The 24,939-nt window shown below is 53.1% G+C and carries 20 protein-coding genes; 6 read left to right on the top strand and 14 right to left on the bottom strand.

Annotated features, from left to right (window positions below):
• Nucleotides 1-26: 26 nt before the first annotated feature.
• The 5 genes from fadK to ACRDCA_RS15495 form a co-directional block, all read right to left on the bottom strand.
• Entirely contained in the window at nt 27-1,667 is a 1,641-nt protein-coding gene (gene fadK, locus ACRDCA_RS15515) for a medium-chain fatty-acid--CoA ligase (RefSeq protein ID WP_438690337.1), read from the bottom strand.
• Between the two features lie 239 nt (nt 1,668-1,906).
• Complete coding sequence (locus ACRDCA_RS15510; protein ID WP_438690336.1) at nt 1,907-2,200, bottom strand: ferredoxin family protein; 294 nt, start codon at nt 2,198-2,200, stop codon at nt 1,907-1,909.
• Entirely contained in the window at nt 2,197-3,486 is a 1,290-nt protein-coding gene (locus ACRDCA_RS15505) for an FAD-dependent oxidoreductase (protein ID WP_438690335.1), read from the bottom strand. Before ACRDCA_RS15505 ends, ACRDCA_RS15510 begins: the two co-directional genes overlap by 4 nt.
• Before the next feature lie 60 nt (nt 3,487-3,546).
• The gene (locus ACRDCA_RS15500) at nt 3,547-4,497 is read right to left on the bottom strand and encodes an electron transfer flavoprotein subunit alpha (protein WP_438690334.1); all 951 of its coding nucleotides are present in this window, start codon (nt 4,495-4,497) and stop codon (nt 3,547-3,549) included.
• Nucleotides 4,498-4,519: 22 nt separating this feature from the next.
• Entirely contained in the window at nt 4,520-5,284 is a 765-nt protein-coding gene (locus ACRDCA_RS15495) for an electron transfer flavoprotein (protein ID WP_438690333.1), read from the bottom strand.
• Nucleotides 5,285-5,647: 363 nt separating this feature from the next.
• On the opposite strand from ACRDCA_RS15495, the gene ACRDCA_RS15490 reads away from it, so the two are divergent.
• Nucleotides 5,648-6,532 carry an AraC family transcriptional regulator gene (locus ACRDCA_RS15490; protein ID WP_438690332.1) on the top strand — a complete coding sequence of 295 codons (885 nt, stop codon included), beginning with the start codon at nt 5,648-5,650 and terminating at the stop codon, nt 6,530-6,532.
• A 52-nt stretch (nt 6,533-6,584) separates the two neighbouring features.
• On the opposite strand, the gene ACRDCA_RS15485 is transcribed toward ACRDCA_RS15490, so the two are convergent.
• The 7 genes from ACRDCA_RS15485 to ACRDCA_RS15455 form a co-directional block, all read right to left on the bottom strand.
• Nucleotides 6,585-7,736, bottom strand: a complete 1,152-nt coding sequence (locus tag ACRDCA_RS15485) for an acyl-CoA dehydrogenase (protein WP_438690331.1) — start codon at nt 7,734-7,736, stop codon at nt 6,585-6,587.
• Nucleotides 7,737-7,749: 13 nt separating this feature from the next.
• Nucleotides 7,750-9,345 carry an acyl CoA:acetate/3-ketoacid CoA transferase gene (locus ACRDCA_RS15480; protein ID WP_438690330.1) on the bottom strand — a complete coding sequence of 532 codons (1,596 nt, stop codon included), beginning with the start codon at nt 9,343-9,345 and terminating at the stop codon, nt 7,750-7,752.
• 286 nt (nt 9,346-9,631) lie between these two features.
• Nucleotides 9,632-10,384 (bottom strand): type I 3-dehydroquinate dehydratase, encoded by a 753-nt coding sequence (aroD, locus tag ACRDCA_RS15475; protein ID WP_438690329.1) that lies wholly within the window; start codon nt 10,382-10,384, stop codon nt 9,632-9,634.
• A 64-nt stretch (nt 10,385-10,448) separates the two neighbouring features.
• On the bottom strand, nt 10,449-11,315 hold the full coding sequence (ydiB, locus tag ACRDCA_RS15470; RefSeq protein WP_438690328.1) for a quinate/shikimate dehydrogenase: 867 nt from the start codon (nt 11,313-11,315) through the stop codon (nt 10,449-10,451).
• Nucleotides 11,316-11,365: 50 nt separating this feature from the next.
• Nucleotides 11,366-12,601 (bottom strand): MFS transporter, encoded by a 1,236-nt coding sequence (locus ACRDCA_RS15465; RefSeq protein ID WP_438690327.1) that lies wholly within the window; start codon nt 12,599-12,601, stop codon nt 11,366-11,368.
• A 566-nt stretch (nt 12,602-13,167) separates the two neighbouring features.
• A complete protein-coding gene (locus ACRDCA_RS15460) occupies nt 13,168-14,376 on the bottom strand; it encodes an MFS transporter (protein WP_438690326.1) in 1,209 nt (402 codons plus the stop codon).
• Nucleotides 14,377-14,583: 207 nt separating this feature from the next.
• Nucleotides 14,584-14,940, bottom strand: coding sequence for a YdiL family protein (locus ACRDCA_RS15455; protein ID WP_438690325.1), 357 nt, complete (start codon nt 14,938-14,940; stop codon nt 14,584-14,586).
• Between the two features lie 235 nt (nt 14,941-15,175).
• Between ACRDCA_RS15455 and ACRDCA_RS15450 the strand changes: the two genes are divergently transcribed.
• Genes ACRDCA_RS15450 through arsC form a run of 3 tightly spaced genes read left to right on the top strand, consistent with a single transcriptional unit; the run spans nt 15,176 to nt 17,302 of the window.
• Nucleotides 15,176-15,526, top strand: a complete 351-nt coding sequence (locus tag ACRDCA_RS15450) for a transcriptional regulator (RefSeq protein WP_438690324.1) — start codon at nt 15,176-15,178, stop codon at nt 15,524-15,526.
• Between the two features lie 54 nt (nt 15,527-15,580).
• A complete protein-coding gene (locus ACRDCA_RS15445) occupies nt 15,581-16,870 on the top strand; it encodes an arsenic transporter (RefSeq protein ID WP_438690323.1) in 1,290 nt (429 codons plus the stop codon).
• A 12-nt stretch (nt 16,871-16,882) separates the two neighbouring features.
• Nucleotides 16,883-17,302, top strand: a complete 420-nt coding sequence (arsC, locus tag ACRDCA_RS15440) for a glutaredoxin-dependent arsenate reductase (protein WP_438690322.1) — start codon at nt 16,883-16,885, stop codon at nt 17,300-17,302.
• A gap of 41 nt (nt 17,303-17,343) precedes the next feature.
• Here arsC and ACRDCA_RS15435 read toward each other — a convergent pair whose 3' ends face one another.
• Together ACRDCA_RS15435 and ACRDCA_RS15430 are read right to left on the bottom strand one after the other, a co-directional pair.
• Nucleotides 17,344-18,879, bottom strand: coding sequence for a DHA2 family efflux MFS transporter permease subunit (locus tag ACRDCA_RS15435; RefSeq protein WP_438690321.1), 1,536 nt, complete (start codon nt 18,877-18,879; stop codon nt 17,344-17,346).
• A 3-nt stretch (nt 18,880-18,882) separates the two neighbouring features.
• Nucleotides 18,883-20,052: an EmrA/EmrK family multidrug efflux transporter periplasmic adaptor subunit gene (locus tag ACRDCA_RS15430; protein ID WP_438690320.1), complete on the bottom strand. Its 1,170-nt coding sequence runs from the start codon at nt 20,050-20,052 to the stop codon at nt 18,883-18,885.
• 487 nt (nt 20,053-20,539) lie between these two features.
• Between ACRDCA_RS15430 and evgA the strand changes: the two genes are divergently transcribed.
• Both evgA and ACRDCA_RS15420 read left to right on the top strand, forming a co-directional pair.
• Entirely contained in the window at nt 20,540-21,154 is a 615-nt protein-coding gene (gene evgA / locus ACRDCA_RS15425; protein WP_438690413.1) for an acid-sensing system DNA-binding response regulator EvgA, read from the top strand.
• Nucleotides 21,155-21,176: 22 nt separating this feature from the next.
• Complete coding sequence (locus ACRDCA_RS15420) at nt 21,177-24,755, top strand: transporter substrate-binding domain-containing protein (protein WP_438690319.1); 3,579 nt, start codon at nt 21,177-21,179, stop codon at nt 24,753-24,755.
• Nucleotides 24,756-24,939: the final 184 nt, after the last annotated feature.

The following is a 24,939-nucleotide window of genomic DNA, read 5'->3' as shown; positions in this document are numbered from 1 at the left end:
GCAGCCTGCTGCGCCCATCTGGATAATCAATGAGACAGCACCTCTTCACCGAGACGCTGGATGATATCCTGGCGTAACAGGAATTTTTGTATCTTGCCCGAGGCATTACGCGGCAGGCTGTCCACCACCACCAGGTGTTCGGGGTATTTGTATTTGGCGACCCGTTTGCGGCCAAAGAAAGCAATGATCTCCTTTAGGGTGAGTGAGCCGTATGCGGCCTTAAGCACCACGTAGGCGCAGGATCTTTCCCCTAATCGCTCATCCGGCATGGCGACAATTGCGGCATCATGGATGCGCGGGTGTTGCATCAGAATATCTTCCACTTCGCGGCTGCTGATATTCTCGCCACCGCGCACGATAATATCCTTTTTGCGCCCGGTAATTTTGATATAGCCATCAGCATCCATCCGGCACAGATCGCCGCTGTAATACCAGCCATCCTCATCCAGCGCACGGGCGCTCAGCTCGGGTTCATCCAGATAGCCCATAAATACGTTGGGGCCACGCGAGGCTTCTTCGCCTTCTTCGCCGTTGGGGAGTTGGTCACGATTTTCATCCACCACTTTGATCTCTACCCCAGGTGCGGCAAAACCGTCGCTGTTGAGCACGCGGGAAAGGGGATCGTCCAGGTTGACCACCGCGTGGGGCGAGCTTTCCGTCGAGCCATAAACGCTGAGCAGTTTGATGCCCATTTGCAGGCAATCCCGGGCAATTTTTTTCGGGATGGTGGTGCCACCGCACAGGAAGAAGCGCAGCGATGAAATGTCGTGCGGCTGCTGTTGCAGGGTGCATAACAGATCATAGACAAAGGGGGTTGCTCCGAGCACGCAAGTACAGCGCTCTTGTTGCAGCAGGGCAAGGCAATCAAGTGGATTAAATATATCCAGCAGTACGCTGCGTGCGCCAATCAGAAAGGGGGCCGTCACGCCGTGCAAAAAACCGGTGGCATGCCCCAAGGGAGCAGGCATCAGGAAGGTATCGAGCCAGGTCAGATTGAGCCGTGCGCAGTAGGCACGCTCGCTGGCCAGGATATTGTTGTGCGTCAGCATCACGCCTTTGGGTTTGCCCTCGGTACCGGAGGTGAACAGCACGGCGGCCAGTTCATCGCCCTGCGTGCTGACCGGAGTGGTTAGCGGTGGAGTGTCGCGCAGCAACTGGCTAAGGGCCAACGTATTGGTGGCGGGCGACAGTTTATCGACGGCAATGACCTCCAGCAGACCCGGCAGTTGATCGCGCAGCGGTAAAATAAGGTCGATCGGGCGGCTATTCCTGAATGAGGTCGGTGCGAACAGCACCTTGGCCTGGCATTTGTTCAGCACCCAGACCAGCTCTGACTCTCGCCAAGAGGGGAGCAGCGGAACGGAAACGGCACCGGCTTTCAGGCAGGCCAGGTAGATCACGGTAAATTCGCACCAGCCGGGGAGCTGAAAGGCGACGCGGTCGCCCGGTTGTATACCACGGGAAATTAACCACGCAGCCAGGCAACTTGCCGCGTGATCGAGGGCAGCATAGGTGTAGGAGGTTCCCCGATTGTCGATCACGGCAATCTTTTCCGGCATGGCCTGCCTGGTTTGATGCCAGTAATCGGCCAGGGAGGCATCGCCCCAGAAGCCTTGCTGGCGGTATTTGGCCCGGCGTTCAGGATCGAGTTTTATCGTGACACTCATTGGTTTATCTCTATTCATTATTTCTGGGGGATGTTGAAATGTTCTGGTCCGGTGAAAATTGCCCCTCACCCTAACCCTCTCCCAAAGGGAGAGGGGACCGATCGAGTTTGCTATGGGTTGCCGAAATCGACCTGGGCTACCGAGTCGTTTTACGGAGGACTGCAGGTAGATCGCAGTAACTGCCTCTATCACCGTACCAGCTCCCTCTCCCTGTGGGAGAGGGCTGGGGTGAGGGGCGATCACCCGTAGCGGAACTCGACGCCAAACGTCCCCAGAGGATATTCCCACTGCTCCAGAATGGTATCGCCGCACAGCACGCGGCAGGTGCCACACTCCAGACAGCCGGCGGAATCGAAATGGATATTGCCCGCGCTGTCTTGTTTATACAGCCCGGCAGGGCAGGCCAGCACCAGCTTGCGGAACTCCCCCATATCGGGGTTATCCACCAGAATGATGTGCGGATGGCCCTCATTAACATGAAACTTGTTGATGCCCAGCTTGACGTCTACGTTGACCGGATTTTCGCTGCTCATAGCGCTGTCGCCCCTTTGATGCCGTCTTTCACTAAATTCATCAAGCCAATCTGTTTCACCCTTTTCATCAGGGACTTGCGCATCGGCTGAGTGGGGCGGCCATCGATGATGAACATATCAGCCATGATGTCCGCGACCATGCGCGGATATTGTGTAAACAGGCGTGGGTTTTCCATCAGCGCCGGGATTTTGCGGAAGTGGTGCAGCTCATGCATCACGCAGTTCTGCTCCAGCGCGTGCTTATATTCCCCCAGACTGCTGGCGGAAAAGTTCTGCCGCTGCCTGGCCGCGATGGCCGTTTTGGCGGCGGCCTGGGCAGATGCAATGGCGAGATCCATGCCGCGGATGGTAAAGCCCAGGTTCAGGCAAAATCCTGCCGCATCGCCGACGATCATCACGCCGCCGTCGGCCAGCGTTGGCACCATCGCCTTGCCGCCCTCAGGAACCAGATGTGCGCCGTATTCCAGCAGCTTGCCGCCCTGGATCAGCGGGCGAATGGAAGGGTGTTGCTTAAAGTCTTCAAGCATCTGGGGCACGCTTTTCCCCGCATGGCCAATTTCCCCCAGGCCGCATACCAGCCCGAGGGAGATAGAGTCCCGATTGGTGTAGAGAAATCCGCCCCCCATCAGGCCGTTAGACGGGGAACCGGCGAACAGCCAGGCGGCACCGTCATTGCCCGAAAGATTAAAACGGTCTTCGATCACCGCAGGGGACAAGCCGATCAGCTCTTTGACGCCGACGGCATAGTGATGTGGCGATGACGGTGGCACCAGGTTAATCGAGCGGCCAAGCATGGAGTTCACGCCGTCGGCCAGGATCACCACATCGGCCTTCAGGATATCCTCGCCCGCCTGCACGCCAGTGACCTGATTACCTTCACGTATCAGTCCATCAACCCGAACACCCGAGATCAACTGCGCTCCGGCCTGTTCGGCTTTCTCCATCAACCAGGGATCGAAGCGATTGCGCAGCACGGTATAAGACGCCTGGGCGGCAACGTCCGGTTTCTCGCTATGAAAATCGAGCGTGACGGCGCTTTTCTCCGTCATAAATGAGATCTTCTCGCGGGTGACTTTGCGCTCTACCGGCGCTTCCTGCGCGAACCCGGGCATGATGCTTTCCAGGCTATGGGCATACAGACGCCCCCCGGTCATATTCTTACTGCCCGCGCTGTTGCCACGTTCGATGACCAGTACATCCAACCCGGCCTGCGCCATCACGTAGCTGGCTACGGCGCCTGCAACGCCAGCGCCGACCACGATGGCATCAAATTTATCATCCGACATGCTTTATGCTCCCTATCTCGCCGCCGATATGCAGCGAGATGCGTGCGGTGAATCAAAGGGTTAACGTCCTAACTGGTCGATCAGGGCTGGGACCACTTTATAAATGTCGCCCACCAGGCCGTAATCGGCATAGTTGAAGATCGGGGCATTCTTGTCCTTATTCACCGCGATAATGATCTTGGCGCCGTTGCCGCCGACCATATGCTGGATCTGCCCGGAAATGCCCAACATCAGGTAAAGATCGGATTTCAGCTGCACGCCGGATACACCGATATAGCGCTCACGTTCCATCCAGTTTTCGCCCTCGGCGATAGGACGAGAACAGCCAACTTCCGCTCCGAGTAAGGCAGCCAGATCATGAACCATTTTCAGATCGTCCTGCGCCGCCAGCCCGCGTCCCACACCGACCACGCGTTTGGCCTTGCTGAGGTCGACGCTACTCAACGCTTTGGTACGGCGCTCTTTGCAGAGAATTTCCTGGCGCGGAGCAACGTAGCTGAGCTGAGTCACCAGGCAGTCATGCGCCGGGTCGGCGGCGGCAGGCTCCATCACGCCGGGAGCCAGGGTGATGATGGCGGTGGCGGTATTGATTTTCTCTTTACCGAAGGCCAGCCCGCCGTACATGCGGTGTTCGGCGATAAAGTCAGCCCCATCGACGTGTACGGCAGTCACATCGTTCACCACCGCTGCGTTCAGCAGCACGCCAAGGCGCGCGGTCAGTGCTTTAGCGCGCTTGGTCGCTGCCATTAGCACCAAGGCCGGAGTTTGTTCACCGTTCACCTCTTTCAGGATGGCGGCCAGGGTTTCGGCATAGTTCTCGATACGTTGCAGGGCGGCGGTTTTCTCCAGCACGTAGATGCCGTCTGCGCCCAGAGACTTGAGCCTGGCAACCTGTTCGTTGTCCTGCACGATAGCGTAGACGTGTTCGCCCCACTGGCGTGCACCGGTCATCAGTTCGCCGTAGCGCTCAACGTTATCGCTGAACACCCATACGTTTGTCAGTTTACTCATGATGATTTTCTCCAGTCGTGGGTTAGTTCAGCGCTTTTTTCAGATGGTCTGCCAATTCGCTAATGGCTTCCGGCGAGTCGTTTTCCAGAATGATGCGTTGGCGTTGTTTCTGCGGCGGTACGGTGATCTCAATGAGTTCGGCTAACGGCGGCGTCTGGCTCCAGGCAATATCATTGGCCTGCCATTGATTGACCGGTTTTTTCCCGGCGCCGAGGATCGCTTTCATCGATGGTATACGGGGAACGTTAATGTCTGAGGTTACGCAGATAACCGCAGGAAGTGGCAGTTCAAGGACCTCAACTTCTTCTTCAAGCGTGCGCTCAACCAGCACATGGTCACCGGCAAATTGAATATTGCTGACGGCGTTCACGGTAGGGAGTTGCAGGATCTCCCCGACCAGCAGGCCCACCTGCTGAGCGTATAAATCCCCGGAACCTTCGCCAAACAGCATCAGGTCAAAGCCGATCTTATCTGCGGCGGCGGCCAGCGCGTGCGCGGTATCCATCGGCAGCGCGTTTTCCAACTGCGCATCCTGAACCAGATAAAGTTCGTGAGGGCCGCGTGACAGCACGTCTTTACGCACCTTGGAGTTTTGCAGCAGCGAGCCGCCCACGCTGAGCGCGGTAATCTGATCGTTCTCGGTTGCCAACTGGGTCGCCGCCTCAATCGCATTCAAATCGAACTGGCTGATTTTGGCTTCGGCGTGATCGAAGTTGAGCGTACGTTGTGCGGTAACCACAATATCTTGCTCTTCGGGGACCAGCTTAAAGCAGGTTATTATTTTCATGGCATCTCCTGTTGGTCGCTCGCTGGCGGCAGAGAGCGTTATGTCAGCGGAAAGAACAAAAAAGCATGACAATATATTGCGAGTGCGCAGGAGGATTTACGACTGGATAATCTGTTTTCGTTGCCAACAATCTTGCAAAAAAACCGCTAATAACGGATGGATTGTTTTGCGGGAAAAAGGTCTGCCAGTGAGCGAGGGTAAGCCGACGGCGCGAGCGTAGTGACTTTATTTTCGTGCCATCTTGCATGCTGGGCAAACTATCTTGTTTTAGTCCCCTGAGGGCATATTGTATATTGTTTTCTGTCGCTCTATTTTAGCCACTGATCATTTTGCCAAAGCCAACTGTTTTGTGTGGAGGTTGCCATGTTTCAGCGCTGTTTCGATAATAAAAAAGACGCCCTTTTTGAGCAGGGAATGACGCCAAAACTCTCGCGGTTTGTCATCAGTGACGATCCTAACTGGGAGTCTGGGCACCATGTGCATCATAATGAAAGTGAGCTGATTTACGTTAAAAAGGGTGTCGCCAGACTGGTCATCGACTCCTCTTACTATGTGGCACATGCCGGTGATATCGTGGTTATTGAGCCCGGCCGCCTGCACGCGGTGGCTTCGGACAGCGCCTCCCCGGCCACTACCTATACCTGTGCCATCCATGGCTTCAAGTTTCCGGGCTGGGAAGAGAATCAGGTTTTGCAGCCTCACTCCTGTCCGGTGGTTTCCGTCGGGCAAGGTGTCGAGGTGATAAAAACCATTTTCCATGAGTTGGGCGTGAGATTACCCCAGCAGAAAAATGAGCTGACCTCATCAATTTATGATGCCTATGGTTATACCTTAACTGCGCTTTTTTATGAGAACTTTAAAAACGCTTATCGTTCGGAGCTGGGGTACATTAAAAAAGACGTGCTGGTGAAAGATGTGTTGGTCTATTTGAATAATAACTATCATGAAAAGATCACGCTTGAACAATTAGCAAAAAAGTTCCGCGCCAGCGTCAGTTATATCTGTCATGAGTTTGCCAGGGAATATCATATCTCGCCGATTAACTACGTTATTCAGCGCCGCATTACCGAGGCCAAATTTACACTGACTAATACCGATAACAGCCTTAATGAGATTGCCTGGCGGGTAGGGTACGAAAACGTCGATCATTTTGCCAAGTTATTTATGCGCCATGTGGGTTGCTCCCCAAGTGATTATCGTAAGCAATTCAACAACAGCTTGGCGGAACAAGAGTATTTACTGGGGTAAATCGGCTTTGCCTTGCGCCAGGATGCAGGCCGTATCCTGGCGCTTTATGGCCTTATTTGCTCTGGTAGTCTTTCAGGATCTGGCGGCCAGCAATGTAAATCATGATTTCATCGGTGCCGCCGCCAATCCTTTCGCAGCGTACGTCGCGCCAGAAGCGGGAAACCCGCGCCTCATCCGTATAGCCCAGCCCACCCATAATCTGAATGGCGTCATCGATGACTTCCATGGCCGTACGGGCGCAGTGGAGCTTACACAGGGCGGCGCTGGTACGTAGTGACTGTTTCTGATCCGCTTGCCAAGCCACTTTCATCACCATATTGCGCATGTTGTCGACTTTGATCGCCATCAGTGCCAGCTTTTCCTGGATCATCTGGTTATGGCCGATCGGTTTGCCAAAGGCGATACGCTGGTTGGCGTAACGGGCGGCGTCCTCAAATGCGCACTCGGCGAAACCGGCGCTGCGTGCGGCATTGATCAGGCGTTCCATCTCAAAGTTGTACATCACGTTGAGGAAACCCATGCCTTCTTCGCCGACCATATCGCTCTCATCCACCTCAACGTTATCGAGGTAAACTTCGCAGGTGCTGAGCATATGCCAGCCGATCTTGTGCAGCGGATTGACCTTGATGCCCGGCTTGTTGGATTCCATCCACCACAGGGTGAAGGCCTTTTTCGGATCTTTCGGCTCGGGATCGCGCGCCAGTACCAGCATATACGGGTATTCTTTGGCACCGGTGATGAAGGTTTTTTGCCCGTTCAGATACACTTTGCCATTTTTACGGGTGTAGGTGGTGGTGGCGGCGCTGTTGTCCGAGCCTGCGCCCGGTTCGGTCAGGGCCAGCGCATACGCCGGATCGCCGGTCTCCAGCGTGCTTTCAGCCGTCTTGCGCAACTGTTCGGCAGAACCGAAACGGCGCATGCTGTGAATACACTGGCCGTTGGTGATCAGGAACGCCGGTGCACCGCATTTGGAGACTTCCATCAACGCCAGCATCTGGGTGACATAGTCAGCCGGAATGCCGCCGAATTCTTCTGGCACACCCAACAGGGAAATACCGCTATCGGCCAGTGCGCGCATAAACTCGCGAGGATAGGTTGAGGTCTGATCGCAGGTGCGGAAATACTCCTCCGAAAAGTTATTGCCGATCAGTTCCCGAATACTGGCCAGCAACAGCTCCTGCTCTTCGGTTAAAGAAAAATCCATAGCCTTACTCCTTTTAATATACTGATTCAGGTAAAGTGAAACCCATTACACCGTCGATAAACAATCTTTCGTCCATCAGTTTTAGCTGCGGGGAAATAACCGGGGCGAAATCCATTTTTGCCAAAATGTCTTTTTCCAGATCGACACCGGGGGCAATTTCAATCAGATGCAGGCCATCTTCTTTGAGCGTAAAGACCGCGCGCTCGGTGATATAACGCACGTCCAATCCTCGCTCGAGCGCGATTTTGCCGCTAAAGGTGATTTCGGGTAATTGCTTGATGAATTTTTTGACGCGGCCTTCCTGCACAATATTCAGCTTGCCGTCGTTGATCGCGGTCTTTAAGCTGCCGGCGGTGAGGGTGCCGCAGAAAACGATCTTTTTCGACGTGGCGCTGATATCGATAAAACCACCGGTGCCCATGATTTTGCCGTTGAATTTATGCACGCCGACGTTGCCCTGTTGATCCACCTCGGCAAAGCTCAGGTAGCAGACATCCAGGCCACCGCCGTGGTAGAAATCGAACTGAGAGGTCATATCCAGTACGGCACGGGTGTTGACGTTCGCGCCGAAGGCTACGCCCTGTGAGGTAATGCCGCCGATGGGGCCGGTCTCGACCGTCAGCACGAAATCATCGGCACAGCCTTCTTCACGGGCTACCAGGCCGATACCGTCGGCAATGCCCACCCCGACGTTACCCACCGCCCCTTTGCGCATCTCAAAGAGCGCACGGCGTGCCACCAGTTTGCGTTGGTTGAGGGGCAGGGCGATTTGGGTGCTGTCATCAAGCACGAAATCGCCGGAGATAAAGCGGTTTACCGGGGCACCGCCGTACAGCTGTGTTTGCTGCGGATCGACCACGACAATATCCACCAGGTAGCCAGGGATGCGTACCGCTTTAGGGTGCAGCGTGGCCTTCTTGACCATCTTTTGCACCTGCATCATCACGATGCCGCCGTTGTTATGCACCGCCTGAGCAATCACCAGCGCATCCAGATACATCACCTCATCTTCGAATGAGGCATAGCCTTCGCTGTCGCAGGTGGTGGCGCGAATAAAGGCAACGTTGGGCGCAATAGCCTTGTAGTAGAGGTATTCCTGGTTATCGATCTCGACCAGCTTGATCAGATCTTCTTTGGTCACCTCATTGAGCTTGCCGCCTTGCTGACGCGGGTCGACGAAGGTACCAATACCGATATCGGTTAAAATCCCCGGCTGATGTGCCGCAGCGGCCCGCAGGGTTTGGGTTAACACGCCCTGAGGATAGTTGTAGGCGGCAATCAGATTCTGCTCGGCCAGATCGGAGATGCGTGGAGATTGCCCCCAATGCCCGCACAGTGCCCACTTCACCAGCCCAACCTGTGCCAGCGGGCTGATGCCGCGATCGGCCCGGTCGCCTAATCCTGTCGGGCTGATTAATGACAGATCGCGCGGGGTTTGCGTGGTTTGATATTTTTCTGCCAGCGCGGTAATTAAGGTGGTGGCCTCCAGAATACCGCCGCCGGCACCTAATACGCACAAGGTGGCTTCGTCAGGAATATAATTCACGGCCTCTTGTGCCGATAATACCGGCACTCTGCCATTGATTCTTTTCGGTTTTACCAGATCCATAATAACTCCAGTTGATGACCAAGATATTTAATTTATTAATGTGTATTTCCCGTCACCCCATCCCTCTCCCACAGGGAGAGGGAGCTAGTCCAGCACAGAAATTAGGTGCAGGAGCTCATATATAGCACGTTCAATCCTCTCTCCCTGTGGGAGAGGTGCAGGAGTTCATGTATAGCACGTTCAATCCCCTCTCCCTGTGGGAGAGGGTTAGGGTGAGGGGTATTCTTTGTTATTTAAGCGGGAATAATATTATTCCCGCCGAAAGTTATTTCAGTACGCTACGCAATTAATGCAGTATGTTTAATATGGCACGTAAATCTGTGACAGAGATTTGCCCGGGCGCGGAGGCTTTCTTGACCGCGCCAAAGGTGGCCGCCGAGCCAAAAGTTTCGCCCGCTAACCGGGAAATAATACCGGTTTTGGCCATCGACATGGTGATGATCGGGCCGTGGGCATGTTGCTCGTGCATTTCCAACGTCGCGGCCAGCAGCGTTAATACGTCGCCGTTGCTTTGCGGCATCAGGGCGATTTTCGGAATATCGGCGCCCAGTTCCTGCATTTTGCACAGGCGCTTGACGATTTCCGCCTGCGGCGGCGTCTGGTGGAAATCATGATTCGACATGATGACTTTGACGTTGTTGGCGTGGGCGTGAGCCACGGCATCCCTGACCAGATCGTCACCGGTATACAGTTCCAGATCGATCATATCGACCAGGCCACTGTCCACCAACGCCAGATTGAGCGCGATATAGGCCTGTGGGGGAAGCGCTTGCTCACCCCCTTCCTGGGCACTGCGGAAGGTAAACAGCAGCGGTTTGTCGGCAATGATCGCTTTGATCTGGCGCGCGGCGGCTATCACGTTGCTGAGCGTGGCGACATCTGCAAAATGATCGACGCGCCATTCCAGAATATCGAAATCGGCGTGACGATAATCCTGCGCTTCGGCGATGACGCCAGGGATATCTTTAGCCATCAGCGAAACAATGATTTTTGGCGCGCCTTCGCCGAACACAATGTTTTTTACGGTTATGGTTTTCATTTTTACCTGTTACCTGAATCATTAAGGTGGTGATTCAAATCTATCACCACGCTCTACGGGAATATTACGCCGCGAATCCCATCACCTGCTTCACGTATTCCAGTGGGAAATCTTTGCCAGTCCACAGTTTGAACTGTTCGGCACCCTGCCATAACAACATGCCGTAACCATCCACCGTTTGGCAACCTGCCTGTTGGGCCATTTGCAGCAATTTGGTCATATGCGGGTTATAGACGCACTCCGTCACCAGCAGCTCAGGGCGCAGCAGGGCAATGTCGCTGACGATGCTCTCATTCTCCAGCGGCTTCATCCCCACTTTGGTGCCGTTGGTCAGGATATCTGCGCTGGCGATGGCGCTGGCAAAGGCCTCCTGGTCTGCCAGATCGGTCACGGTCACCTTGCATGAGGTGTTGTCGTTGACGCGTTTGGCAAAGGCGATGGCTTCATCAAAGAACTCGTCCTTACGATTAAACAGCTTGATCTCTTTGATGCCTTCAACGGCCGCCTGCGCGCCGATAGCGGTAGAAGCGCCACCTGCGCCGACCAGCACCATGGTTTTGCCCTTGATATCAAAACCGGTTTCCTTGATGGCACGAATATGCCCGGTACCGTCGGTGTTATAGCCGCGCAGATAGCCGTCGTCGTTGACAATGGTGTTGATGGCCCCGACCAGTTTGGCGGCCGGCGTCAATTCATCAACATATTGGCAGGCAAACTGTTTGTTAGGCATTGAGACGCCGGTGCCGCGCATTTTTAACGCTTTAAGCCCTTCAATCGCGCTGGCGAAGGTGGTGTTGTCGACTTCGAAAGCCATATAGGTAAAAGGCAGCCCGACTTTTTCCAACGCTTTATTTTGCATCTCTGGCGATAGACTGTGTCTGATCGGATAGGCCATCAACCCGATAAGCTCATATTTTGCAGTAACATCCATTCTAAACTCCTTGTCTAACCATGATCGTGTGGGGCGCAAGCCCGCGTGGGTTATTGGAAAAAGCGCTCGCCCAAACGCAGGTCACTTTGCGGGACTTTGAATACTCGGTAATAGCGAATGAAGACGATGATGGCGGTGATAAAGGCCAGCAGGGCAAAGGCAATATCCAGCAGGATGATGTATTGCAATCCGACGGTGGAGAGATAACCGGTAATCAATGGGATCAAGAAGTTGGCTAACCCTCCCATCATCATATAAACGCTGGTGACCTTGGCTTTGCTTTTCGGGAAGAACTCCGACATTACCGAGACGCCAAGCTGCAATATCCCGCCGGCAGCAGAGAAACCAATCGCAAAGGCACCCAGGTTGCAGACCAACGGTGAGGGATACAGATAAATAATGGTTGCCGCGATCACCGAGACACCGGCGTTAAACACGTTGGCCCAGACCGGACGCACGGTGCTTTTTAACAGCAGGGCGAAGATAAATACGCACATCAGTGAGCCAAAGCTGTACCAGGAGATGGTCTTAAGCGCATCGGCCTCCGCCATACCGGCAAATGCCATCGCGTATTTCGGCATCCAGACCACGATCACATAGAAGGTAGAGAATGCGGCCACGCCGAAGATGACGGAGGAGACGCCTTCCAGCCAGGCCAGCGGTTTACTGTTCATTTGTGGCAAGTCTTTGGCCACGGCAGCATCGACCAACTGGCTGGGAAACTTGCTTCTAAGCAGCAATAGCGTGATCAGGACGAACAGGATCCCCGGGATGACCATCGCGTAGCCGTACCAGATATGGCTGACCAGCAAATAGCTGACCAACATTGGATAGAACATCTGGCCGAAAGAGACCATGGCTTTCACCAAGATCACCGCCGAGCCGGAGGTTTTGGGGTAGCACTCCATCAGGGCCGGATAGCCGCCGGTATCGAGCGCCGCGTTGGCAACGCCCACGCAGACTGCCAGGCCAAAAGCGACGATCAGATTAGGGCTGGCCGGGATGCCAAAGAAGAACAGAATATACAGGGCGACGCCGATCAAAATGGCGGCGCGACGGCCAAACTTATCCGATATCACGCCAAAGAACAGAATGCTGACCAGCCGACCCAGGCCAATACCGGATATCAGATAGGCAATGCCCGCATTGTCGGTGCCGAACTTCTCGGCCAGTGGCGTCATGTTTTGAGCCAGCGTGATGACGCTGGCACCGTGGAGAAAATAACTTAAATAGATACTGATGACCGCCAACAAAAATGGCGCTTTGAAGGCCTTGCTCTGGCTCATGCTGTTCTCCGCTTATCGCTAATTTTTTACGTTATCTGGATCCCGGGGATGTTTTTTCGATGGCCTTTCTTGTTAATAAGTTATTTAAAGCAGCCTGAAACGTGTAGTGAGTATAAATAACGCTCGGAGGGATAAGTACGTAATATGCCGTTTTAGTTTTAAACTTTATTGCAGAGAAAAATGCTGGTGGGTGTTGCTGAATTGTGTCGCTGTTTTGTCTGGTAAATTATGCACAGATGGCTGCTGTCCGGGGTTTGCCGACTGGGTGTGATGAATGCCAAGTGCTATTAACAAGCTATTTACTTTGTTGAGGTATCAGCGGTTAGCGGAATTCTGTCTCATATTGCACGCGGTCATAATAATGTTGTATCTGCTGTCAGAGGGAGAAATAAAACCAGATTTCTGTTTTGAAATAATGCCTCTCTCCTAAAAGTAGAAGGGACCGATCGAGCCAATGATTAATAATAAAAACCGTACCTGACCACGGCATCAGATCGGCTCCCTCTCCTTGGGGAGAGGGTTGGGGAGAGGGAGATATAGCAAGAGGGGGGCATACAACAGCGAAATTAACTCACCATCTGGGCGATCTTAAGGGAACTGTTGGCCTCCTTATGACTACGATAGCCAATAAACAGCGCCAACAGGAAGCCACAGGCTGCGATACCGGTATCGAACCACATTATGTTGGCGATACTGGTTTCGGAAATTTTGGCGGTAATCAAAGGAATGGTGAACGTTGCCAGGCTGCCGGCGCTGTAATAAATGCCGGTGGCTTTGCCTTTCGCGTGGGGAAGGCGGGTAGCCATCAGCGTCAGCCCAAGCTGCATGACTCCCCCAGCGGCAGAGAAACCGATGATGAAAGCAAAAACCATCACGACGTACATATTGGGGTACAGACAAACGGTGAGTAAGGCAATAAAGGAGATGAAGGTATACAGCATCAGAAAAGTGCTTGATCTAAACCTTTTCTTTACCAGCCCGGCGGTGATGAATACGCACATCAAGGAACCGAGGGTGTAGATGCTCAGTAGCTTGATCGACAGGGTATAGCTCATACCTGCCACAAACTGGCCATACTGCGCCAACCACTGGCTGATCAGATAGAAGGTGGCCATGGCGATATAGCCATAGAGCGTATAGCTGACCAGATCTACAATGGAACAACTGTGGTTGATACCCGCCTGAGGATCGGGCTGTTCGGCCACGCGTCGCCCTGGATGAGCGGGGAAAGGACAGCGCAGCAGGAACAAACCGTTGAGCAGCATCATGCCAGCGGCGATCAGGAACGACCAGCCAAACCAAAGCTCAGCCCAGACCAGCAGGCTGATGACCATAGGCAGCATAAACTGGCCGCCAGAGACAAAAGCTTTGATCAAGATATTGGCGGTGCCTGGTGACTTGGGGAACGCTTCCATCAGCGTAGGATAGGTGCCTGCGTCGAGAAAACTGTTGGCGACGCCGGCTAAAAAACCAAATACATAAGCGACAATAATGGTGTGGCTAATAAGAATGCCGAAAAAGAAACCCAGATAGCAAATTATCCCCAGGAAAATAAAGGGCCTGCGACCAAAACGGTCGGATAACATGCCGGTGACTAATAAAACACTCAGCCGGCCAATCCCTAAAGACGAGATGACGATCGAGATGCCAGCGGCATCGGTGTGCCACTGTTGTGCCAGATAAGGCATATTCAAGCTGATTAATATCACCCCCATACCGTGCACCAGATAATTCAGATACAGCCCCAGGGCCGTGGGTACATACTTGTTTTCCATATTTTATTGCTCAAAAGTGCGTTCAGTAATAAACAATTCGCGCCGCGAGGTCTGCGGAGCCGAAATTTTCACAGGTATTAACCTGTTGTTGGGGATGGGGTTAGGTAACATTACCGGCAGGGCTGTTAATAAGCGCCCCTTATAGAAAGCATGATCGCGTTGTGGATGAAACGGATCGGTCTAATCATTAAGTCTGATTAATAATGTTTAACATAGCCGTTCCAGATCATAAGCATACAACTGAGCGGCGACAGATTGATAAATTTTCCATTGCAGATAGTCCCCTTCGCGATAGACCGCCAGGAAGGAGGCATAATCCGGAAAAAAACGCATGGTATTATTGCCAATACGGCTATTGATCTTGTCGATGATCGCATTGATGTGTGTTTTTCTTTTTATAATCATTTGCATGAATGTTTCAATAACTTCCGATGGGATTTCCCCTTCGCCTCGTTCCCATTGCAGCCATGTAACCGGATTGTTGTCATGGGAAATATAAGCCGAACTTTCTTCGACCGTCATAAAAAAAAGCTGACGTAGCGCCTGCAGTTCTAAATGGTTCATGATTACGCAGATCCACGTGAGAGAAAACCATGCAGAATAAATAGCATTATTGGGCATTTTCCGTCTTGAACAGGCTCACATTATTTAGTGCAATATTATTTGTTGCCGGGGTGTGAATATATTGCCACATGATGTGTTTTCGCTGCGTGAAAACATATACGAAAATTCGAATGTGTTGTTGACTTGAAAACGCTTAAGGGTATCATTTCAGCCACTACCGAGAGTGGAGAAAGCGATGACCCTGACTTCCTTGCAACTGTTCAAAATCCTGTCGGACGAAACCCGCCTGGGTATCGTGTTGTTGCTCAAAGCGTTGGGAGAGCTTTGCGTTTGCGATCTCTGTACCGGGCTGGATGAGTCGCAACCGAAGATTTCGCGCCATCTGGCGATGCTTAGAGAGTGTGGATTACTACTGGATCGTAAGCAGGGGAAGTGGGTGCATTATCGTCTTTCTCCCCATATCCCTGCATGGGCAGCCCTGGTTGTCGAACAAGCCTGGTTGAGCCAGCAGGATGAAGTCCAGTTAATGGCGCGGAAGCTGGCAGCGGCGAGCAGTACCCGCGAAGGTAAGACGCTGTGTAGCTAAATTTTTTCGCTTAACACATATGAAAATTCATATATAAATTTGAGGGACACAATTATGCTGTTGGCTGGGGCGATATTTATTCTGACCATTGTGCTGGTGATCTGGCAGCCCAAAGGATTGGGGATTGGGTGGAGCGCCGTACTCGGCGCGGGGCTGGCCTTGATCACCGGAGTGGTGCAGATCGCCGATATCCCGGTGGTTTGGCATATTGTCTGGAATGCCACGGCGACCTTCATTGCCGTGATTATCATCAGTTTGTTGCTCGATGAATCCGGTTTTTTCGAATGGGCGGCACTGCATGTCTCCCGCTGGGGTAACGGACGAGGACGCCTGCTGTTCACCTATATCGTATTACTCGGCGCGGCTGTGGCAGCCTTGTTCGCCAACGATGGCGCGGCGCTGATCCTGACCCCTATCGTGATCGCCATGCTGCTGGCGCTGGGGTTCAGCAAAGGCACTACGCTGGCGTTTGTTATGGCTGCCGGGTTTATTGCCGATACCGCCAGCTTGCCGCTGATTGTGTCCAATCTGGTTAATATTGTCTCGGCAGACTTCTTTAATTTGGGGTTTACGCAATACGCCTCGGTGATGGTCCCAGTCGATATTGCTGCGATCGTCGCCACGCTGGTCATGCTGCATCTGTTCTTTCGCAAAGATATTCCGCCAACCTATGATCTTGCACGACTGAAACAGCCGGTGAAAGCCATTAAGGATCCGGCCACGTTCAAAACTGGCTGGGTGGTATTAATCCTGCTGTTGGTTGGTTTCTTTGTGCTGGAGCCGCTCGGCATTCCGGTTAGCGCTATTGCTGCGGTAGGGGCGGTGATCCTGTTTACGGTGGCCAAAAGGGGTCATGCTATTGACACCGGGAAGGTGCTGCGCGGCGCACCTTGGCAGATCGTGATTTTCTCGCTGGGGATGTATCTGGTGGTCTATGGCCTGCGCAACGCTGGGCTGACGGAATACCTCTCCGGCGTGCTGAACCTGCTGGCAGATAACGGTTTGTGGTCTGCCACGCTCGGTACCGGCTTCCTGACTGCGTTCCTGTCATCCATAATGAACAATATGCCCACGGTGCTGATTGGTGCGCTGTCCATAGAGGGCAGTACCGCGTCGGGAGTGGTTAAGGAAGCCATGATTTACGCCAATATCATTGGCTGCGATCTGGGGCCAAAAATCACGCCAATTGGCAGCCTGGCGACCTTGCTCTGGTTGCATGTGTTAGCGCAAAAGAACATGAGTATTACCTGGGGCTACTACTTCCGCACCGGGATCATTATGACTCTGCCAGTGCTGTTGGTCACACTGACGGCTTTGGCGTTACGCCTATCAATCACTATGTAGCGGGGAACACCCATGATCACCATTTACCATAACCCGGCCTGCGGCACCTCGCGTAATACGCTGGAATTCATCCGCAACAGCGGCACCGAGCCAACGATCGTCTATTACCTTGAGACACCGCCAAGCCGCGACGAACTGATGAAGCTTATCGCCGATATGGGGATAAGCGTCCGGGCCTTACTGCGCAAAAATGTGGAACCTTACGAGCAGTTGGGGCTAGCAGAGGAGCGGTTCAGTGACCCGCAGCTGATCGATTTTATGTTGCAGCATCCGATCCTGATTAATCGCCCAATCGTGGTGACGCCGCTGGGGACTCGTCTATGTCGCCCGTCTGAGGTGGTACTGGATATCTTGCCCAATCCGCAAATGGGGGCATTGGCAAAAGAGGATGGCGAAAAGATCGTGGATGAGCTCGGTAAGCGGATTAAGTAAATCAGGAGGCGGTGTCAGCGCCTCCCTATTTCCTCCGTTAATCAACCCGCCTTGGCCGTATTAAACGGCGGCTTGGCGAACCATACCAGCAGGGTCAGCATCAGGAACACCCCCGCTGAGAGATAGAAAATATCATTGGCCGACATCAGCAGGCTCTGCTGGGTAATCTGATCGTTGATATAGGTCGCTGCTTGTTGTTGATCGAACCCCAGATGTTGCAACTCCCGATCCAGCTTGATCGCGGCCGGGTTGAATTGCGTCACCGACTGCGTCAACTGCGCATGGTGAAACGACTCCCGGTGGCTCCACAAAGTCATGGTGAGTGACGTGCCGATCGAGCCAGATAACGTACGGAAAAAGTTGCTTAAGCTGGTGGCTGCGGCAAATTTTTCTGGTGCCAGTCCTGACAACGAAATGGTGGTCAGCGGCAGGAAGAAGCAGGCCACGGCGAAGCCTTGCATCAACTGCGGCAGCACCACGGCACTAAAGCCAATCGCCGGGTTAAACGTCATCGCTCGCCAGTAGTAGCAACCGGCATACACGATAAAGCTGAAGGTCACCAGCACCCGCATATCGACACGATCGCCGTAGCGGCCAATCAATGGGGCGATCAGCAGTGGCATCAGCCCGATGGGGGCATAGGCCAGACCCGCCCACACCGAGGTGTAGCCAAAGACAATCTGTAGCAGCTGCGGCATCAACACAATCGCTCCGGCATAAATCAGATACGCGCAACTGATGCACAGGATGCCGATGCTGAAGTTACGCGAACGGAACAGGCTCAGATCGATGATCGGATTATCGTCGGTGGCTTCCCAGATAATCAGCAAAATCAGCGCCACCACGGCAATCACGGCCAGCACAATCACGGTGGTGGAGTTAAACCAGTCGAGGTCTTTGCCCTTATCCAACATGATTTGCAGGCAACCTACACCGAGCACCAGCAGGCTTAATGCAAACAGATTGATTTTCACCGGCTCGGTAGGCGTTTCTCTTCCTTTCAGCTTCCACGCGGTAATGGCAACCACCACGATGCCGAACGGCACGTTGATTAAAAATATCCAGCCCCAGTCATAGTTATCGCAAATATAGCCGCCAATAATCGGGCCAAATATCGGGGCGATAATCACCGTCATTGACCAGAGCGCCAACGCGATATTACGCTTCTCCGGCGGGTAGTTACGCAGCAACAGACTTTGCGAGAGCGGGATCAGCGGGCCTGCAACCAATCCTTGAATGACGCGGAAAAAGATCAGCATATCGAGATTGGTGGAGAGCCCGCAGCACAGCGACGCCAGGGCAAACAATGCCACCGAAGCTAAAAACAGCCGGCACTCGCCGAAGCGTTGTGCCAGACGCCCGGTCATCGGGATGGCGATCGCATTGGCGACGCCAAACGAGGTGATCACCCAGGTTCCTTCGTCCGTCGAGGCACCCAGGAAGCCGGAAATGGTTGGGATCGCGACATTGGAAATGGTGGAGTCCAACATCTGCATAAAGGTCGCCATCGATAGCGAGAGCGTCACCAGGATCAATGACCAGCCTTTGAGCGGCAGCAGTGCGCGGTTGTTGCTCATAGATCACATCGCATTGGCTTTGATGATGCTGAGGATTTCCCCGTCGATAATCGCGGTATCGAGCACCAGCGCCTGGCTTTGGTAAGCCGGAGTCTGGCGTTGGGTGGTAGACAGCGCAGGCCCGTTGGTGTTGTTTTCGCGCAGGGTCACCGTGGTGGATAAGCCAATCCGCAGCGGGTACGCTTTGACTTGCTCGGCATCCAGGGTGATACGCACCGGAAGGCGTTGTACCACTTTGATCCAGTTGCCGGTGGCATTCTGCGCGGGTAGTACTGAAAACGCGCCGCCGGTGCCCATATTGATCCCTTCAATCACGCCGTCGAAGACCACATCACTGCCATACAGATCGCTCACCACGCTCACCTTCTGCCCAATGCGGACACCACTGAGCTGGGTTTCCTTGAAGTTGGCGTCAATCCACAGCTGATCGGCGGGGACGATAGATAATAAGGCCTGGCCTGCACTCAGCGTTTCACCGACCTGCACATTGCGCTGCGCGACATAGCCGGTCACCGGGCTGCGAATTTTGGTACGTTGTAGCGCCAGCCAGGCTTCACGCAGTTGTTCTACTGCCAACAGGATTGCCGGCTGCTGTTCAAGCGTGGAGTTCTGGATCAGAACACGATTACCGCGATATTCCTGAATGGCGACGTCCAGCGCTGCCTTGCTGCTGCTAACGGCATTGCGCGCATGTTGCAGATCTTCTTTTGAAAAAGCCCCCGCGCCCATCAGCTGGGTGCGACGTTTAAAATCGGCCTGTGCCTGTTGGTACGCGATTTTAGCCTGGGCAATATTGGCGCTATATTGTTCGTCGGCGATATAGATCTGCTTGGTTTTTCTCACCGTTTCCGCCAGATTATTTTTGGCTTTTTTAAAGCTGAGGTTGGCATCGGTATCATCTAAATTGACCAACACATCCCCTTGGTGGACTAAATCGGTATTGGTGTAATTCACGCTGACCACGCTGCCATTCACCTGCGAAGAAATCGCGACCTGATTGCCCATGACATAGGCATCGTCGGTGCTTTGCACATTGCGCGAATTGAAATACCACCAGGCGGCACTGGCCATGGCTGTAATAACAATCACCACTAGAAAAACGATCAGCCAATGCTTTCTTTTTTCTAAGGGTGTTTTCACCTGGTTACTGTCTGAGGGGGGTAATTGTGGCATTGGCAAAACCCTTGCTGGTCTGTTTAGGAGCAATAGCAAGCCATCACGCTGCCAGTGGCAATAAGCGCAGAGCGTAATTGATTAATAGAATGGCTTGGTCATCATTTTCAGCTTGAAACGTCCGGATCGGCGAGCAGCAATGCTGAAAGTTCGTAATAATGATAATGCAGGGCCTGGCCGTAACACAGCAGAGACATCGGAAGTTGTTGCAGGCCGCCTCCTACACGTGTAGTCCCTTGCTAAACCAGGTCTGCCAGTGGCGCGCCGGAAACTGACGTCCCTATCTGACAACTGCAGGGAAAGCCCCACACTTTGGAGAGTAAGGGGGAAGGAAGTTCTGTGAATTAGAACAATAAACACGGTTATGCTATAAGCTCGTAGATAGCTTGATATCCTTAAGATAGAGAGCGAGCGAAGCAACATCGCTGCCCAACACTGTCCGTATTTTTTATATGACCAGGAAACAACCATGGGTGAAGCCAAATTTTTGAGTGCTGTAATTGTTGACGATCATCCTCTGGCCCGTATGGCGATCAGGAACCTGCTGGAAAGTGAAGGGATTGAGGTTATTGGCGAGGCGGGGGACGGGGCCGAAGCGCTGTTACAGGTAGCGCAGCAGCAGCCGGACGTAGTGATTGTCGACGTGGATATTCCCATCATGAGCGGCATTGAGGTGGTTGAAAAGCTCAGAAAGCAGCAGTTCAGCCAAATTATTATCGTAGTCTCAGCCAAAAACGATCTGTTCTACGGCAAGCGCAGTGCAGATGCCGGGGCCAATGCCTTTATCAGTAAAAAAGAGGGCATGACCAATATCATTGCTGCGGTGCATGCCGCCCAAAATGGCTACAGCTATTTTCCTTTCTCACTGAACGGTTTCGTCGGCAGCCTTTCTTCGGAACAGGAAATGTTGGCTTCGCTCTCCAGCCAGGAGATCAAGGTGATGCGCGCCATCCTTGGCGGTGCGGATAATATGCAGATCGCGGCGGCGATGTTTATCAGCAATAAAACGGTCAGTACCTATAAAAGCCGTTTAATGGAGAAGCTCGGTTGTAGCTCGTTGGCAGACCTGTTTGCCTTTGCCAACCGTAATAAAATTGGGTGAGCGCATGTTAAGGCGAGTGGTGGTGTTTTGGCTGGTTTTGCTATGGATGATGCTGCCTGCACGGGCGGTGAGCAACGAGCCGATAACGTTGGTGCTGACGAGTAATCACATAGTCACGCCCTCAACTATCGCTCTCAGCTACGGCGATCTGGCATGGCTGGCGCAAAAGCACACTCTTACCGTCGCCGTTTATGGCCTTGAATCCCCACCGTTAAGTATAAATAGCGCCACTGGTCGTTATCGCGGAATGAATGCGGATTATCTTGCGCTGCTGGGAAAGGCTCTGAATACCAATGTGATCGTCAAACTTTATGTCGATGAATCGCAGGCATTGGCTGCATTACAAGCGGGCAGCGTCGATCTCGTTCTCAGCGCCCAATCCGGGGTAAGCCAGCTAGAGGCTCCCTTTATTACCAGCTTGCCGCTGGTGCGAGGGTATCCAACCCTGGTGACGCGGCAGGCCGAAGTGATGAAGCCGTTTCACGATATTAGCGGCAATATCAAGGTGGCTATCACGCAAGGTTTTCCGTCTGAATCATTTATCAAACAGTCATTTCCCAACGCCAGCATCGTTTCTTTTGCCCATGAAAATCAGGCGTTGGCCTCGGTTGCCGCCCAACAGAGCGACTATTTTTTCGGCAATAACCTCACCACCAGTTTTATTATCGCCCGCGATTACTATCAGACGCTGGATATGGTGAAATTCTGGCGAGAGCCGCAGAGCGGTAACGTATTTATTGCGCTCGCTAACCAGCGACAGTTAGTCAACATCGTAGATAGCTTTATCAGATCGTTGACCGAGCCTTTACACAGCCAGATTGTCCAATCGTGGATTGATATGGGCAATCTGGCCTTTTTATCCAAAAGGCTGACTTTTACCACACAGGAAACTCGTTGGCTGCAAAAGCATCCTAAATTGCGTGTGTTGGTTAATCCCTATTACGCCCCATTCAGCATGGTGGATGAAAATCAGGAAATGCGTGGGCTGGTTGGCGATATCCTTAACCTGATCCAGCTACAAACCGGCTTGACCTTTGAGCCAGTGATCGCCAATTCCAATGAACAGATGGTCGGCATTATGCGTAAGGGCGATTGGGATATCCTGCCCTCGGCTACCTACAGCCCCGATCGGGAAGAGCAAATTGCCTTTACCCATCCGTATTTAGCCACCCCTTTTGTGATGGTTACCCGCGTTGCTGCCAAGCAGGGCATAGAGCTGCAGCCGGGCATGAAAGTCGCTATTCCGGCCTACCATACGTTATTGGAAAAGCTGAAAATCAAATATCCGGGCGTGAAATGGATCGAGGTAGAGAACACCAGTGCGGCGCTGAGCATGCTGGATCAGGGGGAAATCGACGCAGTGGTGTCTACGCAGCTCGCCGCGCGCTATATCATCGATCACTATTATCCCGATCGGATGACCTACACGCGTATTCCTGATGAACGCACTGCCCAGATCTCTTTTGCCGTGCCACGCAGTTCGCCAGAATTACAAAGCATTATGAATAAGGCGCTGGACGATATTCCTCCCAAAGAGCTGTTGAATTTGGCTGGCAAGTGGGTAAAAACCCCTGAAGTGAAAATTGACACCTGGAATCTCTATAACCGGCCTTTTTATCTGGTGATCATTTTGGCAACGTTGCTGGTGGTCAGCAGCTTGCTATGGGGGGCTTATCTGCTGCGGGCCATCCGTAAAAGCAAAAAGGCACAGGCGGCGCTTGAGTATCAGCTTGGTTTCCGCCAGACCTTATTCAACTCGATCCCGGTGCCGGTGTACGTTATCTCTTTGCAAGGAGAGGTCGAAAGCTACAACAGCGCTTTTGGTGACTTCTTCAGTCCCGAGCTTTATGCCGCGATGCATTACTCGTTGTTTGACCGTCGCCATCCGCTGGCAGACATTTTCGCTGCGGTGCAGCCCGTAATCCAGCAAGGGCTGCAAGCCAACCAGGTTATCCCTCATCAATTGGTGCTGAATAATGGCACGGAAGAACGCCTGATTTTGCACTGGTTAACGCTGTGCCAACTGCCAGCTAACACAACAGCCACGCTGATTTGCGGCTGGCAGGACATTACCGAATCCAGACAATTGATGCAGGCGTTGCAGGTGGAGAAAGACAAGGCCATTGATGCCAATCGGGCCAAAAGCACCTTCCTGGCCAGCATGAGCCATGAAATTCGTACGCCGGTGAGTGCCATTATGGGGTTCCTGGAATTGCTTACCACCCATAGCCAAAGCCCGGCAGAGGAGAAAGAGTCGATCCAACTTGCCTATGCCACCGCGCAGTCATTGCTTGGCCTGATTGGCGATGTGCTGGATATGGAGAAAATTGAGTCTGGCAACTTTGAGCTGACACCAGAATGGGTTGATCTGGCTTCGCTGTTAGCCACGACGGTCAGCAGTTTTGAGGGGGTGGCCACGCTGAAAAATCTGCGGCTGTCGGTAGACTACCACCTCGGAACAACGCAGGCGCTGTGGCTCGATCCGCAGGCGGTGAAGCAGATACTTGCCAATCTGCTCAGTAACGCCATCAAATTTACCGTTGAGGGCGGGGTTGAGGTGATCGCGCAAACGCACTCGCAGGGCACCGATCAAACTCGCCTGACGCTGAGCGTGAAAGATAGCGGGGCAGGGATTGGCCCACAGGAGCAACAACACCTGTTTAAGCCCTTTAGCCAGACCGAAGGCGGTAAACAACAGACCGGATCGGGATTGGGTCTGACGATTTGCCGTGAGTTGGTGGAACGTATGGCCGGTAGCATAGAGATGGCAAGCCAGCCGGGCAGGGGAACGACCATGACGGTAACGCTCATCACCGCAGTTGCGGATCTGGATAAGGTTACCGCCGTTTCATTCACGCCCAAAGCGCCCGTCAGTGGCTCAAAAGCGCTGAGGATTGTGATTGCGGACGATCACCCCACCAACCGCTTACTGCTCCGTCGTCAGTTGGATACGCTGGGTTATCGGGTCGATGAGGCTATTGATGGGGTGGAGGCCCTGGCCATGATCGAGGCCAATCCGTATGATTTGCTGATCACCGATCTCAATATGCCGAATATGGACGGCATGACGCTGACTTGCCGGGTACGTGAATTCAACCAGGAGATCATTATCTGGGGGCTAACCGCTAACGCCCAGGCTGAAGAGAAAGAACGCTGCCTGGCGATGGGAATGAACCTTTGCCTGTTTAAACCGGTAGATTTACCGCAGCTGGAAGCGGCGCTGCAAGGTGTTGCTGCACCTTCGCCGGCCGTCTCCCTCAGCGAGTTTGTCGATATGGCCACGCTACAGGCGCTTAGCCTGGGGGATAACGCCCTGATGCGCCAGATGCTCGAGCAAGCCCGGCAGGAAAATGACAAAGATCTGCTGGTGGCCAGGCAGGCACACCAATTACAGGACTGGCCAACTCTGCAACGCCATTTACATCGCATCAATGGAACGGCTCAATTGCTGGGGGCAACGTCATTACATCAGCTTAGTGAAGCGCTGGAAAATGCGCTGGCGAAACAGCAGCATGAGGCCATCATTGAACAGGGCATGCGCGACCTGGAACAGCTGCTTCTGGGGCTGAATGCGGCCATTGAGGCATTTTCCCACCCCTAGTCATCTCCAAAACCATGCTACGCCTGTTTATCTCATCCTACAGGTGTAGTCCTGCGCCTACAGTATTTACCAATAGCTCTTATATCTTCGTTATGAGGCCTGTTCTAATATCCTTATCAAGTTTTGCGGGAATATGACGGATAAATAATAACGTTATTTATGCTGCCTGATATCGCAAATATAT

It is taken from the genome of Serratia sp. (in: enterobacteria), from assembly GCF_051654945.1.
Classification (GTDB): Bacteria; Pseudomonadota; Gammaproteobacteria; order Enterobacterales; family Enterobacteriaceae; genus Chania.
This window is presented reverse-complemented; position numbering and strand designations above follow the sequence as displayed.